This is a genomic window from Stenotrophomonas sp. YJH_SMC_48-3 (genome assembly GCF_059369375.1).
This window is the reverse complement of the sequence record NZ_JCAFSQ010000004.1, coordinates 207,337-222,136: the sequence shown is the minus strand read 5'-3', so window position 1 is coordinate 222,136 and position 14,800 is coordinate 207,337. Positions and strand designations below refer to the sequence as shown.

General features: G+C 67.3%; 14 protein-coding genes. 2 read left to right on the top strand and 12 right to left on the bottom strand.

Features of this window, described 5'->3' with window-relative positions; genetic code table 11:
- The first annotated feature begins 100 nt into the window (after positions 1-100).
- Complete coding sequence (locus tag AC5P65_RS08265) at positions 101-1,189, top strand: DUF5694 domain-containing protein (protein ID WP_021204527.1); 1,089 nt, start codon at positions 101-103, stop codon at positions 1,187-1,189.
- 39 nt (positions 1,190-1,228) lie between these two features.
- Here the strand turns inward: AC5P65_RS08265 and AC5P65_RS08260 are convergent, their stop codons facing one another.
- The 10 genes from AC5P65_RS08260 to AC5P65_RS08215 form a co-directional block, all read right to left on the bottom strand.
- The gene (locus AC5P65_RS08260; RefSeq protein WP_019660256.1) at positions 1,229-1,459 is read right to left on the bottom strand and encodes a hypothetical protein; all 231 of its coding nucleotides are present in this window, start codon (positions 1,457-1,459) and stop codon (positions 1,229-1,231) included.
- A 62-nt stretch (positions 1,460-1,521) separates the two neighbouring features.
- Complete coding sequence (locus AC5P65_RS08255) at positions 1,522-3,711, bottom strand: PAS domain S-box protein (protein WP_111099252.1); 2,190 nt, start codon at positions 3,709-3,711, stop codon at positions 1,522-1,524.
- Positions 3,712-3,919: 208 nt separating this feature from the next.
- Complete coding sequence (locus tag AC5P65_RS08250) at positions 3,920-6,307, bottom strand: Tex family protein (protein WP_021204530.1); 2,388 nt, start codon at positions 6,305-6,307, stop codon at positions 3,920-3,922.
- A gap of 207 nt (positions 6,308-6,514) precedes the next feature.
- Entirely contained in the window at positions 6,515-6,730 is a 216-nt protein-coding gene (locus tag AC5P65_RS08245; RefSeq protein WP_005410085.1) for a hypothetical protein, read from the bottom strand.
- Between the two features lie 831 nt (positions 6,731-7,561).
- A complete protein-coding gene (locus AC5P65_RS08240; protein WP_019660259.1) occupies positions 7,562-8,014 on the bottom strand; it encodes a hypothetical protein in 453 nt (150 codons plus the stop codon).
- A complete protein-coding gene (locus tag AC5P65_RS08235; RefSeq protein WP_111099063.1) occupies positions 8,011-8,214 on the bottom strand; it encodes a PspC domain-containing protein in 204 nt (67 codons plus the stop codon). The genes AC5P65_RS08240 and AC5P65_RS08235 overlap by 4 nt, the downstream gene beginning before the upstream one ends.
- Before the next feature lie 66 nt (positions 8,215-8,280).
- Positions 8,281-8,649, bottom strand: coding sequence for a YfeK family protein (locus AC5P65_RS08230; RefSeq protein WP_026347052.1), 369 nt, complete (start codon positions 8,647-8,649; stop codon positions 8,281-8,283).
- 33 nt (positions 8,650-8,682) lie between these two features.
- Positions 8,683-9,750 (bottom strand): class III poly(R)-hydroxyalkanoic acid synthase subunit PhaC, encoded by a 1,068-nt coding sequence (phaC, locus tag AC5P65_RS08225; protein WP_021202818.1) that lies wholly within the window; start codon positions 9,748-9,750, stop codon positions 8,683-8,685.
- On the bottom strand, positions 9,747-10,811 hold the full coding sequence (gene phaE, locus AC5P65_RS08220; protein ID WP_111099062.1) for a class III poly(R)-hydroxyalkanoic acid synthase subunit PhaE: 1,065 nt from the start codon (positions 10,809-10,811) through the stop codon (positions 9,747-9,749). Before phaE ends, phaC begins: the two co-directional genes overlap by 4 nt.
- A 22-nt stretch (positions 10,812-10,833) precedes the next feature.
- Positions 10,834-11,448, bottom strand: coding sequence for a CDP-alcohol phosphatidyltransferase family protein (locus AC5P65_RS08215; RefSeq protein ID WP_019660264.1), 615 nt, complete (start codon positions 11,446-11,448; stop codon positions 10,834-10,836).
- A gap of 350 nt (positions 11,449-11,798) precedes the next feature.
- On the opposite strand from AC5P65_RS08215, the gene AC5P65_RS08210 reads away from it, so the two are divergent.
- Positions 11,799-12,443 carry a class I SAM-dependent methyltransferase gene (locus AC5P65_RS08210; protein WP_227844450.1) on the top strand — a complete coding sequence of 215 codons (645 nt, stop codon included), beginning with the start codon at positions 11,799-11,801 and terminating at the stop codon, positions 12,441-12,443.
- Between the two features lie 119 nt (positions 12,444-12,562).
- Here the strand turns inward: AC5P65_RS08210 and AC5P65_RS08205 are convergent, their stop codons facing one another.
- Entirely contained in the window at positions 12,563-13,930 is a 1,368-nt protein-coding gene (locus tag AC5P65_RS08205; protein ID WP_111099060.1) for an MATE family efflux transporter, read from the bottom strand.
- Between the two features lie 117 nt (positions 13,931-14,047).
- Positions 14,048-14,662 (bottom strand): DUF2239 family protein, encoded by a 615-nt coding sequence (locus tag AC5P65_RS08200; RefSeq protein ID WP_021202814.1) that lies wholly within the window; start codon positions 14,660-14,662, stop codon positions 14,048-14,050.
- Positions 14,663-14,800: the final 138 nt, after the last annotated feature.

The following is a 14,800-nucleotide window of genomic DNA, read 5'->3' as shown; positions in this document are numbered from 1 at the left end:
CTCAAGGAAAAAAGGTTTACATGACCGATGCGGGGTTCGCCCGCAGGGGAAAACGACCAGCATGAAGGTCCCGCAGGATGCTCATCTACATGGAGATCGCATGTCCCCTCGCTTTGCCAGCCTTCTTCTCCTGGCCCTATGCAGCAGCAATGCGCTGGCCACCGGCATCGCCTATCGACCGGCCTTCCACCCGGACCAGCTGAAGGGACCGCCCGCAGGACGCCCGAACGAAGTGCTGGTGCTGGGCAGCCCACACCTGTCCAGCCTGCCGGAGACCTTCACGCCGGCGATGCTGGAACCTCTGCTGCAGCGCCTGGAAGCCTGGCGGCCCACCGCGATCGCAGTGGAGAACCTGTCCGGCCTGCAGTGTGACTTCATGCGCCGCAATCCGGCCCGATACGCGGAGAGCGTCGCGGACTACTGCGTCGACCCGGCACCGGCGCAGGCCGCCACCGGTCTGGACGTGCCCAGCGCCAACGTGGAAATGGAACGCCTGCTTGCAGATTGGCCCAAGGCGCCAAGCGCTGCCCAGCGACGTCGCTTGGCCGCAGTCTTCCTGGCTGCGGGCGAGAGCAGCTCGGCAGTCGTCCAATGGCTGCGGCTGCCCCGGGAAGAGCGCCGTGCGGCCGACAGCCTGACTCCGGAGCTGGTGCAATTCCTCGACACGCGCATGACCCGCCGCAACGAGGCCGTCTTGGTGGCCGGCGTGCTTGCCGCACGCCTCGGACTGGAGCGCCTGTGGTCGGTGGACGACCACACTGCGGATTCGCCCACACCGGAATCGCGGCAGAAGGCCTACGCTGCCGCCATACGCGGCGCCTGGGACAACGCCTTCGTCAAAGCACGCAGGGCGGCTGATGAACGGCTCGAAGCCAATCTTGTTCAACCGGAAGGATTGTTCGCGATGTATCGCGCCTACAACGCACCCGAGACCGCGATGGTGGCGTTCAACAGCGACTTCGGCGCGACGCTTGTCGAACCCTCACCGGAAGGCTTCGGCCGCAACTACCTGGGCTACTGGGAAACCCGTAACCTGCGCATGGTCGCCAACATGCGCGACGTGCTCGGCCAGCATCCAGGCACCCGCATGCTGACCATCGTCGGCGCGTCACACAAGGGCTATTACGAGGCTTACCTCAACCTGATGCATGACGTGCAGCTGGTCAGTTCGGATGAAGTACTGCGCTGACGCAACTGCGCATGGGGGATGCGATAACCATCCACCGCATCACTCCACCGCGTTCCTGCCCGCCCGCCACAGCATGATGCTGGCGGCACCGATGCAGGACAGCGTGAACACCAGCAAGGCGACCGCGCCGCCCTGCAGCACCGGCAGCAGGGCCTGCGCGTGCAGGTCGCCGCGCAGCTGTTCCGCACGCAGGCAGGCGGCCAGGGCCAGGCACCAGCCGACCATTGCCGGGGCGTAGGCACGCAGCGTCACCGGGTTGCAGACATTCATGGGACCACCTGTAGGAGGGGAAGTACGCGGAGTATTCGCGCACGCCCTCTCACAGGTTGAGATCAGCCCTCGGTCGGATCGATGTCGCCGCCCGGCAGCTCACTCGCCTCGCCCTGTACCTGCACGTTGTTGCGGCCCATTGCCTTGGCCCGGTAGCACTGGGCATCGGCCGCCGCCACGGCCTGGTCGACGCTCATCCCGCCCGTCAAGGGCGCGATGCCGATGCTGGCGCCCACATGCAGGCGGTCCTGGTCCCACGGAATCGACAGCGACGCCAGGGTGTGCAGCAGCTCGCCGCCAATGCGCGCTGCACGACGCGGCGTGCAACCGGACAGGATCACCGCGAACTCATCGCCACCCAGCCGCGCCACCACATCCGAATCCCGCACGCCGTGGCGCAGCACGCTGGCCACCGCCCACAGCACGGCGTCACCGGCCAGATGGCCCCAGGTGTCGTTGACCGGCTTGAAGCGGTCCAGGTCGATGTACATCAGCGAGGCGGCCTGGCCGGTACGCTCCACGCGGGTGATCGCCTGCTGCAGATGCACCTCGAAGCCACGACGGTTGCTCAGCTCGGTCAGCGGATCGATCTCGGCCAGGTGGCGGGCTTCGCGCTGCCGCGCCCGCTGCTGGGTGTCGTCGCGCAGCACCCACACCGCGCCGCGCACATGGCCCTCGTCATCGCGCAGCCAGGCGCGGGTCAGATCGACCGGGATCGTGGCCGTGCCCAGGCGCAGCAGAAGGTCAGCATGCAGGTCCACCGCATTGCTTTCCGGGTCCAGCAGCACGGATACATCAAGCACCGAGCCGGGCGCGTATTCGGTGGTCAGCGCCAGTACGTCCTGCACGTTGTGCCCTGCCAGCGACAGCGCGCCATCACCGGCGAGGGTGCGGACAGCAGCGGCGTTGGCGTAATCGATACGACCGTCCAGACTGACGCTGAGCACCAGATCGGCCACGGCATCGAGGGTGATGCGGCTGCGCTGCTCGCTCTCGAACAGGCGCTGTTCGCTGCTGCGCTGGGCGCTGATGTCCTGGATCTGCGACACGAAATGCAACGGCTCGCCATGCTCGTTGCGCACCAGCGAGACCGACAGCCGCGCCCAGATCACCTTGCCGTCGCGATCGAGATAGCGCTTTTCCAGGTGATAGTGACTGCGCCGCCCGGCCAGCAGATCCTGCACCAGGGCCAGGTCGGCCTGCAGGTCATCGGGGTGGGTCAGGCGTTGGAAATCAACCTGCAGCAGTTCCTCGCGGGGGTAGCCCAGGATCCGGCACAGGGCGTCATTGACGTCCAGCCAGCGCCCCTCCAGCGACACCAGCGCCATGCCCAGCGCCGCCGACGTGAACGCACCGGCGAATTTCTCCGCCGCCAGGCGTGCTTCGGCACGTGCCTGCAGGATCTCGGTGATGTCGATGGACATGCCGACGTAGCCGATGCGAGCGCCGCCGGCACCATCCATGCGGCTGATCGACAGGCGCACCTGGCGTGGCTGGCCGTCCTTGCGCCGCAATGTCCATTGCCTTGAATAGGTCTGCGCATCGGCACGGGCGCTGAGGGCTTCAAACGCGCCCGGCAGGCGTCCGTCCGCAGCCGCCAGCGGGCGCAGCCATGCCGCCAACTCGTCCGGATCGTGGAAATCACCCAGTCGCCGCTGTCCGACCACTTCCTCCGCGCTGTATCCCAGCAGACGTTGCGCACCGGTATTGAACAGGGTAATGGTGCCTTCGGTATCGGTCGCGATCACCGCCACCTCGTCGGACGCATCGACCACGGCCTGCAGCCGCTGCCGGCTTTCGGCGGCGTCCTGCCGCGCCTGCTGCAGCTCGGTCACGTCGGCATGCGCACCGGCCATCCACAGCGGTCGTCCCTGCCCATCCCATTCGAACACGCGGCCACGGTCGTGGATCCATATCCACTGGCCGTTCTTGTGGCGCATGCGGAGCAGGCAGACATAGTTGTCGCTGCGGCCTTCAAAATGATCCTCAAGTGCCGCGTCGGACAGGACGATGTCATCGGGATGGACCAGCTTCAGGAACGTCTTCTGGCACACCGGCTCCAGCTCTTCCAGGCGATAACCGACGATCTCCGCCCAGCGCGCATTGACCCGCATCTCGCCGGTCTGCACGTTCCACTCCCAGGTGCCGGCGGCGGTGCCGTCAATGATCATCGCCAGGCGACGACGCTCTTCGGCCAGCGCCTGCAGGCGCCGCTCCAGCAACCCGTTGCCGTTGGTTCCCTGGCCGGCCATCAACCCGTACCCCGGCCCGCACAGGGAGGCAGCGGCCGCAGCGCGACGCTGCAGACCTCAACGAAGACGACGGGTCCTGCTGGCGTCATGGCCCTCCCCAGCAACAGCGGGGTGGCCGGACGCCTCCCCTCAAGCGCAAGTGTGCGCAATCACGGGGAAAATCGACAAGTCCCCCGCCACGAATCAAGCGTGACGGGGAACACGGTCCTCAACTGCGCTTGGCGCGAGCGAAGGCCTCGGCCAGGGCGTTGTTGGCCGGGGGCGCGGACGCGGCGGGACGGCCGCCATTGCCCTGGCCCCGGTTCGGCCCGCGGTTCTGGCCGCCTGCATCGCGGCGCGGACCCTGCCCATGGCCGCGCTCATCACGCTGGCCCGGGCGGCTGGTGGCTTGGCCGGGGGTATCATCCAGGCGCCGGGTCAGGGCGATGCGCTTGCGCGCCACGTCCACCTCCAGCACCTTCACCTTGACGATATCGCCGGCCTTGACCACGTCGCGCGGGTCCTTCACGAACGTATCGGACAGGGCCGAAATGTGGATCAGGCCATCCTGGTGCACACCGATATCGACGAAGGCACCAAAGGCCGCCACGTTGCTTACCACACCCTCGAGCACCATGCCCTCGCGCAGATCCTTGATGTCCTCGACACCCTCGGCGAAGCGTGCCGCCTTGAACTCGGGGCGTGGGTCTCGGCCCGGCTTCTCCAGTTCCTTGAGGATGTCACGCACGGTCGGCACGCCGAAGGTGGCATCGGTGAACTGCTCGGCCTTCAGGCCACGCAGGAAGCTGCCATCACCGATCAGCGCCTTGATCGGGCGCGCGGTGCTGGCCACGATGCGCTCGACCACCGGGTAGGCCTCGGGGTGTACCGCCGAAGCATCCAGCGGCTCATCACCGTCGGCAATGCGCAGGAAGCCCGCGCACTGTTCAAAGGTCTTCTCGCCCAGGCGCGCCACCTTCAGCAGGTCCTTGCGGCGCTTGAACGGGCCGTTCGCATCACGGTGGCGCACGATGTTCTCGGCCACCGTGGCCGACAGGCCGGACACCCGCGACAACAGTGCAGCCGAAGCGGTGTTCACGTACACGCCCACCGCGTTCACGCAGTCCTCCACGCGGGCATCCAGCGCGCGCGCCAGACGGTACTGGTCCACATCGTGCTGGTACTGGCCGACACCGATGGCCTTGGGTTCGATCTTCACCAGTTCGGCCAGCGGGTCCTGCAGGCGGCGGGCGATCGACACCGCCCCACGTAGCGACACGTCCAGCTCCGGGAACTCCCTGGCCGCGAACTCGGACGCCGAGTACACCGACGCGCCGGCCTCGCTGACCACCACCTTCTGCAGCTTCGGGTTGCCAGCGGCCTTGATCGCTTCGCCGGCCAGCTTGTCGGTTTCGCGGCTGGCGGTGCCGTTGCCGATCGCGATCAGTTCCACGTTGTGCTTGGCGCACAGCTGCTTGATCGTCTGCAGCGACTGCTCCCACTGGCGGCGCGGCTCGTGCGGGTAGATGGTGTCGGTGGCCACCAGCTTGCCGGTGGCATCGACCACGGCGATCTTGCAGCCGGTGCGGATGCCCGGGTCCAGTCCGAGCACGGTCTTCGGGCCGGCGGGTGCCGCCAGCAACAGATCCTTCAGGTTGTCGCCGAACACCGCGATGGCCTCGGCTTCGGCCTTCTCGCGGGCCTGGTTGAACAGGTCCAGCAGCAGGTGCGTGTGCAGCTTGGCGCGCCAGGTGAGCCGGCAGGCGTCCAGCAGCCAGCGGTCGGCGGCGCGGCCCTGGTCGGCGATGCCGGCCCTGCGCGCCACGCGCCCTTCGGCGTACTGGTGGCCGGCCTCGGCATCACTGCCGGGGTCCAGCTCCAGGAACAGGATCTCCTCGCGGCGCGCACGGAACAGCGCCAGCAACCGGTGCGAGGGAATCTTCGCCAACGACTCGGCGTGATCGAAGTAATCGCGGTACTTGGCGCCTTCGGTTTCCTTGCCCTCGGCCACGCGCGCGCGGATCACGCCGGTTTCGCCCAGCCAGGTGCGCAGTTCGCCGACCAGCGCGGCGTCTTCACCCCAGCGCTCCATCAGGATCGCGCGCGCACCTTCCAGCGCAACCTTGGTGTCGGCCACGCCTTTGTCGGCATTGACGAAGCTGGCCGCAAAGCTCTGCGGGTCCTGCGTCGGGTCGGCCAGCAGGCCATCGGCCAGCGGCTCCAGCCCCGCCTCGCGGGCGATCTGGGCGCGGGTACGGCGCTTGGGCTTGTACGGCAGGTACAGGTCTTCCAGACGGCTCTTGGTATCGGCGGCCAGGATGTCGTTGCGCAGTTCGTCGCTGAGCTTGCCCTGTTCGCCGATGCTGGCCAGCACCGCTGCGCGACGGTCCTCCAGCTCGCGCAGGTAGGTCAGGCGCACTTCCAGGTTGCGCAGCTGGGTGTCGTCCAGGCCGCCGGTCACTTCCTTGCGGTAGCGCGCGATGAACGGAACGCTGGCGCCCTCGTCGAGCAGGCCGACGGCGGCGCGCACCTGGGCGGACTGGGCACCGATCTCGTCGGCGATGGTCTGGGCGATCTGCTGGGCGAGCGCGCTCTGGGCGTTCTTGGCGTCGTGCATTGCTTCAGGTCTGTGCCGCATTACGGGAAGACCCCATTCTGGCAACCCGCGACGGAGCCGGACAAGGCATTGACAGGGCGCAAGGTTCAGCGGCGTAGCCGGATTGGACGCCGGCATCCTGGCAAAGCGCGGGCCCGGACTGGCCCTGGGCTGGGATGCCGGCGCGGGCGCGCGATGGTGGGCGCGCCCTGCCGCGTGTTACGAAGGTCAGCGGTAGTGGCGGGCGGCGCGCTGCATGACGATCTCGTCACGCATGCCTTCCAGGGCCATCAGGCGGACCTTGCCGACACCCTGCAGTTCCATGAACCGCTCCGTGTAGAACTCCGGCCCCAGCGCGGTGTCGGCGCGGGATTTGCTGAAGCCGTAGGGCACCACGCCCTTCTCGCCATCCTTGCTACCACCGACATAAAGAACGATTGCCATGTGATGTATTCCTCCAAATTGCTACTGCGTACTGCACTCGATGAGCGATGCTGCGAGCTCATCGAGGGAGAGCTTACCGCGTCGAACCTGACTGGAACGTCACGAAGGCTAATGACGATCGGTTGCACGCAGATGACGGCGGGATCGCAGCAGAATGCTTACGGATCTTTAACTTTCGGCTAACGAATCAGTACGGGATTCCCGCCAACGGCGCAGCCCCTCGTGGCTTGGTCGCGAAGTGCGTTTCATGTGATTGGTCAGGGCGGGATGGGGTCGCGGGACACGCCGTAAACCCATCCATGGGGGCTCGATGGCGCCATCCATGGCGCCAACGGTCCCGCGACCTCATCCCGCCCTGCCCCTGACAGGTTCCGTGCGCGTCCAACCACGGAAAAGAAAAAAAAAGACCAAAAGCAAAAGCGGCCTGGCCGGCTCGCTTTTTGTAGAGCCGAGCCCATGCTCGGCTGCTTTCAGGCCAGTCCGCGAAGCCGAGCGCAGGCTCGGCTCTACACGAGCAAGCGAAGCGCGCGACCCGCTTCTGCTGTTCTTTTTCTTTTCCGTGGCTTGGCGCACACGGGAACTGTCAGCGGCCGGGTGGGTGGGGCTGGCGGGGTATCCGCGGCATGGGTCGGGCGCATGCGCCCGACGGGTTGGGCAGGACGCCCAACCCCGGTCTTGCCGTGTGCGCAGGACAGCGCACACGTGCAAGCCGCGGCTAAGCCCCCATGGATGGGTTCACGGCGTCCCCGCCGGCCCCCACCCACCCGGCCAGCCCCCAGGAAGCAGGCATTCCGCGACCAAGCCACGAGGGGCTGCGCCGTTGGCTGGAAACTACGGCCACCAGCCACGCCCGAACCGGGCGAAATGATCGGCCGCCCGTTCAAACGGGTTGCGCGCACTCACCCCGCCGCACAGCAGGTATACCGGCAGGTACAGCGGGCCCAGCACCATGTACTGGTACACGTGCGCACGTTCGTGATCATCCAGCCGGATCAGCGGTTCCACGCCCCACCCCGCCTGATGCGCATAGGTGCGGCAGGAAATGCCCAGGTCATGGCCGGTATGCAGGATCACGTTCCCCAGCGTGATCGCCCCGCCTGGCCCCCACGGCCAGCGGTCGAACACCAGCGCACAGTCGCGCGCGCTCCAACGCAATGACGCGCCGCCGAGCATACCGGCCAGGCCGCCAATCAGGCCGAGCAGCGAATTGGGCAACGTCCATGCTGCGCCCAGCATCTGCAGCGCACGCAGCCACAGCGGCCAGGGTCGAGCGGCCGTGTTCAATCGGCCTCGTTCGGCATCAGCAGCCACAGGATCAGGTAGATCAGAATGCCGGGGAAGGCGGCCGAGCCAATCGATATCAGCACGAACACGATCCGCACCAGCGTGGGGTTCCAGCCGAAGCGGTGGGCGATGCCGCCCATCACGCCGGCAATCATGCGGTCGTTCAATGAACGCGACAGCGTGCGCGGCGTGGTGTTCATGGCGGTTCTCCTGGGCTGCGGGAAAAAGCAGTCGAGCATGGCTCGACTCTACACCGCCCCCCATGTCTACGGCGTGCGGTGGCGCAGGGCCTGCAGGCGTGCGCCGAACCAGGTGGCTGCGGTCTGTTCAGGCTGACCCGGGCACTGGATGCGGTAAGGCTTGCCGCTCATGCTGCTCTGGCTGGCGGCGCGCTCGATGAACTGCTCGGCGCTGTCCACCATGTCCTTCTTCAGCAGGTAGTCGTACTTGCGCTGCAGATGGGCGCGCGCATCGCTGCCGTCGTACCAGCTGCCATTGCGCTGGAACCGGCACTGCGAGCCGTCCAGGCTGGCGATCAACTGGGCGATCTCCCGCCGTGCATCCGCACTGGGTGCGGCCTGGGCAAGTGGCGCTGCCAGCAGTACCGCAAGAATCAACAAAATCCGGTACGTCATCATCCCTCCAAGTCAGTCGAGCAGGGCCCGACTCTACAGGTCGCGCGCCTTCAGCCAGCCATCGATCGTGGCCGGCACTTCGCGCTGCGCGCGGCCGGACACGTAGATACCAATATGGCCACCGCGGAAACTGGACTCGGTGTAGTCATCCGTACCCAGGCGCCCGCGCATCGCGCGCGAAGCATCCGGTGGCACCAGATGGTCCTGTTCTGCATAGATGTTCAGCACCGGCAGCGTCACCTGCGACAGATCCACCGCTTCCTCGCCGATCCGCACCGTGCCGTTCATCAATCCGTTGCCCTGGTAGAACTGCTTGATGAAGTCGCGGAACGCCTCGCCCGCCAGATCCGGTGAATCGAAGATCCACTTCTCCATGCGCAGGAAGTCCTCCAGCGCGGCCTTGTCATCGAGGATGTCGAGCAGGCCCACGTACTTCTGCACATTGAGGCGGAATGGCTTGAGCATCAGGTAGCTGGCATTCATCAGGTCGGCCGGGATGTTGCCCAGCGTATCCACCAGCAGGTCCACATCCACCTGCCGCGCCCAGTGCGAGAGCATGTTGTCGGCCGTCTGGAAATCGACCGGGGTGACCATGGTGATCAGCTTGCCCAGCTTCTGCCGGCGCAACGCGGCGTAGCAGAGTGCGAACACGCCGCCTTGGCAGATACCCAGCAGGTCGACCGGGCCACCACTGCGCGCACGCAGCGCATCGACGGCACCATCGATGTAGCGCAGCAGGTAGTCCTCCAGGGTCTGGAAGCGCTCCGAGCGATCCGGGTAGCCCCAGTCCAGCACGTACACGTCCTGGCCCAGCGCCAGCAGCTTCTGCACCAGCGAACGGTCGGCCTGCAGGTCGACCATGTACGGACGGTTGACCAGCGCGTAGACGATCAGCAGCGGCGTACGCCGGGTCGGTGACTGTTCGCCGACGAAGCGGTACAGCACCACCTTGCCGTCGCGCCAGACTTCCTCACGCGCGGTCACGCCATAGTCCACGTCTTCCACCTGCGGCAGCAGCTTCAGCCCTTCCATCAGCTTGCGCTGCATGGCCAGGGTTTCCTGCATCAGGTCATCGGCGTTGAAGCCCAGCGGCCCCTTCATCGGTCACGCGTCCGAGTGGAAGTGCGAGGTGCGGCCTTTTTCGCTGACGCCTTTTTCGCAGCCGCCTTCTTTGCCGGCGCGGCCTTCTTCGCGGCCTTGCGCGCGGCAGGCTTCACTTTTGCCGGCGCCGGCTGCGCAACCGGATCGACCGCAGCGGTTCCGGCCTGCACTGCCACCTGCGCCTGCAGGCGGCGCAGGCTGCGCTCCAGCTCGGCGATGCGGCGGTGTGCGGCATCCATCTCGCTGCGGGTCGGCAGGCCGATACGTTCACTCATCTGTTCCACCTCGCGCTGCAGGCCGGCGCGCAGACGCATCTGCGCGTTGCCCAGCGAGGCGTACACCTGCTGGAACGGTTCGGACATGGCGACCTTGGCGTAGGCCTCCTCGGCCACTTCGATCCACAGGTCGAACATCGCGCGGGCGCTGGTCAGCTGGCTGCCCGGCTGTTCGTGCTCGGCCAGGCGCTGCTCGAACAACGCAAAGGCCTCGTCCAGTGCCCGCTTGATCTGATCGACATAGGCGCGCGAATGCTGCTGGTATTCCTCCTGCGCACGCAGCAGGGCCTGCCAACGCGCCTGGTGCTCGCGGCCGGGGCCGAATGCCGGGCTCTGCAGCCACGGGCCCGCCTGCAGCTGGAACTGCTGCAGCCATGCGGCGAACTCCGGAACCGCGGCGCCGGCGTGGGTGCTGCCACGGGCGCCCTGCAGCATCCATTGCAGCATGCCGTCGCCCTGCCCCTGCACCGCCTCGCGCCAGGCCTGGGCGACGTCGGCACTGCTGGCGTCGCGGCCGGCAAACCGTGCGGCGACTTCCTGCATGGTGCCGTACCAGCTGCCCGCCTGTTCGCGGAACCGGCGCACGGCATCTTCCGGCGCGCCGGGCGCCTGTTCGGGCAGCAATTGGCCCCACCAGTCAAACAACCGTTGCCAGCTGCCGGGGTCGTCACCGGCAGGTGCAGCGGGCGCGCCCGCATGGCGCAGAGCATCACCCCAGGCGCCGAAGTACTGCCGGGCCAGCGTCTCGAAATCGCTGCTGCCGGCATCGTGGGCCGAGCTGGTCATCGCAGGCCTCCGCAGGGCTGGCTCATGGCTTGGGGATACGCAGGGTCTTGCTGATCATCAGCGACCCGGACAGGGCGAACAACAGCACCATCGGGTGCAGCTGCCACGGTCCGATCTGCCACTGGCCGAACCAGATGTTCTGGCCGATGGCATCGGTACCGGCGGCGATCGCCAGCACGATCACCAGCACCAGGCTGGTCGGGATAGGGGTGCCTTCAAAATACGTGACCTTGCCCTCGTCGCCGGTCATTGCCTCGGCGGTGACGTTGTAGCGCGCCAGGCGGCTGACGCCACAGCAGACGAAATAGCTCAGCACCAGCCAGTCCCAGCCGCCCTGCATGCCACATGCATAGGCCAGCGCCGCCGGCGCGACGCCGAACGAGATCACGTCGGACAGCGAATCCAGCTCGCGCCCCAGGGTGGAGCTGGACTTGCGCCAGCGCGCGATGCGGCCGTCGAGGGCGTCGAAGATGAAGGCCAGCGGTATCAGCGCCATGCCGAACAGCAGGTAGCCGCGCTCGCCGTCCTGCAGGAAGCGCATTGCGGCAAACACCGCACCGGTGCCGCAGAAAGCATTGGCCAAGGTGAACCAGTCGGCCAGCTGGAATTCGCGCAGCATCGAGAAGTGACGTTTCATGGGGTCTCACGGAGCATCGAGGCCCACAGGTTACCGCGAGCGCCGCTGCCGGCGACAGCGCCGGCAGGCCGCGGCCTTCACTGCTCCCTCACGCACCCTCACCGGCGGTGAATTTTTCGCCACCCATCTTGACAGCCTAGGGGGGTGGAGCCTGTCGCGGCTTATCCACAAAGTTGCCCACGCGTAATCCACACCCCCTGTGGACAACCAGATCTCACCGACTGCGACGGTGGACATTTCCTCATCACCCTGACGCGGGGTTTCCCTACTTCCCAAGCCGCAAGGTCAGCGCTATGGTCATCGGCGGACCCGCCGCCGCCACGTCCGAATCTCTTCGATGGACGACGACGATGCTGGATGCTTCCACCCTGGCCGCGCAGCTGCGGCAGCCCCATGGCGACGCCGCACTGGCGGTGGCCGACTCGATGAACCGCAGCAACAGCGCCCTGAACCTGGCCGCGATCGGGCTGCTGGCGGTGGCGGCCGGCGAACGCATCCTGGAGATCGGCCCCGGCAATGCGGCCTTCGCGCCCCAGCTGTTGCAAGCGCCGGGCAGCCAGTACCTGGGCGTTGAACTGTCCGCCGCCATGGTCGAGGCCGGCAACCGGCGGCTGGCCAGTGCCGGCCTGGGCGACCGGGCCGCGATGCGGCTTGGCGATGCCCATGCGCTGCCGGTGGACGAGGCATCCGTGGATGCCGCACTGGCGGTCAACACCCTGTACTTCTGGCCCAACTTGGCCCCGGTGCTGGACGAGCTTGCGCGCGTACTGCGCCGGGGAGGGCGGCTGTGCCTGGCGTTCGGCGATGCGGCCTTCATGCGCAGCCTGCCGTTTGCCGCCGATTTCCAGCTGCACGAACTGGACGCAGTTGAGCTGGCGATGCGCGTGTCGGGATTCAACATCTCGGCCTGGCGCAGCCATCGCGAAACTGCTGCCGGCAATGACGGGCAGACGCGGGAGAAGCATTTCCACCTGCTGCTGGCGCATCGGCGCTGATTGCCGCCGGGCATGGCCCGGCGCTACCCGACCCGCATCGGCGTGGATTTTCGCCGGATGCGATCCGACCGAGCGGTGGAGCCGGCCGCTGGTCGGCTGCCCCGGCAATGGCGCTGCGGTCAGGCCGCCGCCGGCAACCGGCTGCGCCACCTCGCGAAACACATCATCTGCAACACCAGCATCGCCACCAGTCCCAGCGGCCACGCCCACCACAGGCCGGTCAGCCCGTGCCGCGCCTGCAGCCACATCGCCAGTGGCAGCTCCAGCAGCAACACCGCTGTCATGCCCAGCAACGCCGGCAGCAGCACAGTCCCGCTGCCGCGCATCACGCCGACCAGCACCGTGGTGCCGCCCATCGCCAGCACGCCCCACACCACCGTGCGCAGCTGAAGTGCGGCCAGTTCGCGCACCTCCGGCGCCGCCAGGATCAGGCCGGTCAGCCACGGCGCCAGCGCCATCACCAGCAGCACCACGACCGTCAGCATCGCCAGGCCCAGCAGCACCCCGGTGCGGGCAATGGCGGGCAATCGTGCCGCACGTCCTGCCCCCATCGCATGCGCGGCGAGGATGGTGGCGGTGATGCCCAGCGACATGGCCGGCAGCTGCACCCAGCTCATCAACTGGTTGACCGCACCGTAGGCCGCCGTGGCGGTGTAGCCATAGCGGTTGATCCAGCCGAGCAACACGATCTCGGCAATGGCCAGGCTGAGCATCTGCAGCGAGGACGGCACGCCGATGCGCAGCATCGAACGAATGATCGCGCCATCGAAACGGATGGCCCGCAGCAGCTCATGGCCGGGTGCCAGCGGATGCCCCAGGCGATGCCAGCTCCACAGCAACCAGACCAACGCCAGCAGCGAGGCAAATGCTGCCGACACCGCGGCACTGGCCGCGCCCAGCTGCGGCAGGCCGCCCCAGCCGAGGATCAGCAGTGGCGTGCACAGCAGGCCGAGCACGGTCGCCAGCAGCAGCGCGTGCAGCGGCGTCTTTGCATCACCCACCGCGCGGCTCACGGCCGTTGCCAGCCACAGCAGGAAGAACACCGGCGCACTCAGCAGCAGCACCCGCGCATAGACGATGGCCTCGCCGAGGACCGGCGCCGGCGTCCCCAGTGCCGCCAGCATCTGCGGCGCGAACACGCCGCCCACGCCCATCACCAGCAGCGACAACAGCAGGGCAAGCGCCACCGCACTGCCAGCCACCGCGCGCACCTGCTGCGGCCGACCCGCGCCCCAGGCGTGCCCGATCAGCACCATCGCGCCGGTCGCCAGGCCCATCACCAGGGCCAGCAGCAGGAAGAAGACCGGGAAGAACGCAGCGGCCACGGCCACCGCCTGGGTACCGAGCAGATGGCCGAGGTAGATGTTGTCCAGCGTGCCTGCGGCCAGCTGCAGCGCATTGGTCAGCAGCATCGGCAGCAGCAGGGCCAGGTAGGTGCGCCACAGAGGCGGCGCGACCAGGGGCGTGGGATGTACAGGGGAGTTCATGGGGTTCTCTGGGCAAGGCGCTACCCTGCCCGGCGTTTCCACCAGCAAAGCAAGCACAAGGGACCGGGCCGTGGCCCGCGATCAGGTGGCGCCGCCGCTCAACGACGGCGCGATGGATCAGCCGTCAGCGCTGTCGAACGCCAGACGCAGGGCGTGGTCGCGCACATCCCTGGGCCAGGAATGCAGCACCGCTTCCAGGCCCGCACGGTCGTGCGCGAACAGCACGCGGATGGCCTCCTCGAAGCCCGGCAGGTCGCCGGCGATGGTCTGCAGGAAGTGATAGGCGCGTTCGGCATCGCGACGCCGGCGGTCCTTGTCCGCACCGGCGCGGCTGGCCGTCTCCACCAGTTTTCGCAATGCCACCGAGGCGCCGCCCGGCTGCTCGGCCAGCCAGGCCCAATGGCGCGGCAGCAAGGTCACTTCACGGGCGACCACGCCCAGCTTGGGGCGGCCACGGCCACGCGGGGTCGCAGCGTCTTCGGCAGTGATTTCGGCATCCGCCTCGTCAGAGGGGGGAAACGCTTCGGTTACCCGCGCCAGCAGTTCCTCGTCACTGCCGCGCGTATCGAAATCGCGGGTGCGACCGGTGGCGTTGTCGAACACCAGCAATGGTCCGGCAGCGTTGTCGGCGCGCAGCCGCTTGAGCGCCAGTGCCGCCACTTCCGGGCTGCCGCAGGCAACAAGGCGATGGCCGTCGAAACAACTGAAAGGAGGGAGTCGGGACGCAGGCATGGCAATGGCATCAGAGGTGATGCGCGAATATTGCCCGGGTAATTTATGACTGTCAATATTGCCCGGGTATTAATCGACCAAAAGAGCGTGCCAACCCAGATTGGCACTCCCCGGAATGGTTGGCACCTCCCCGATTCA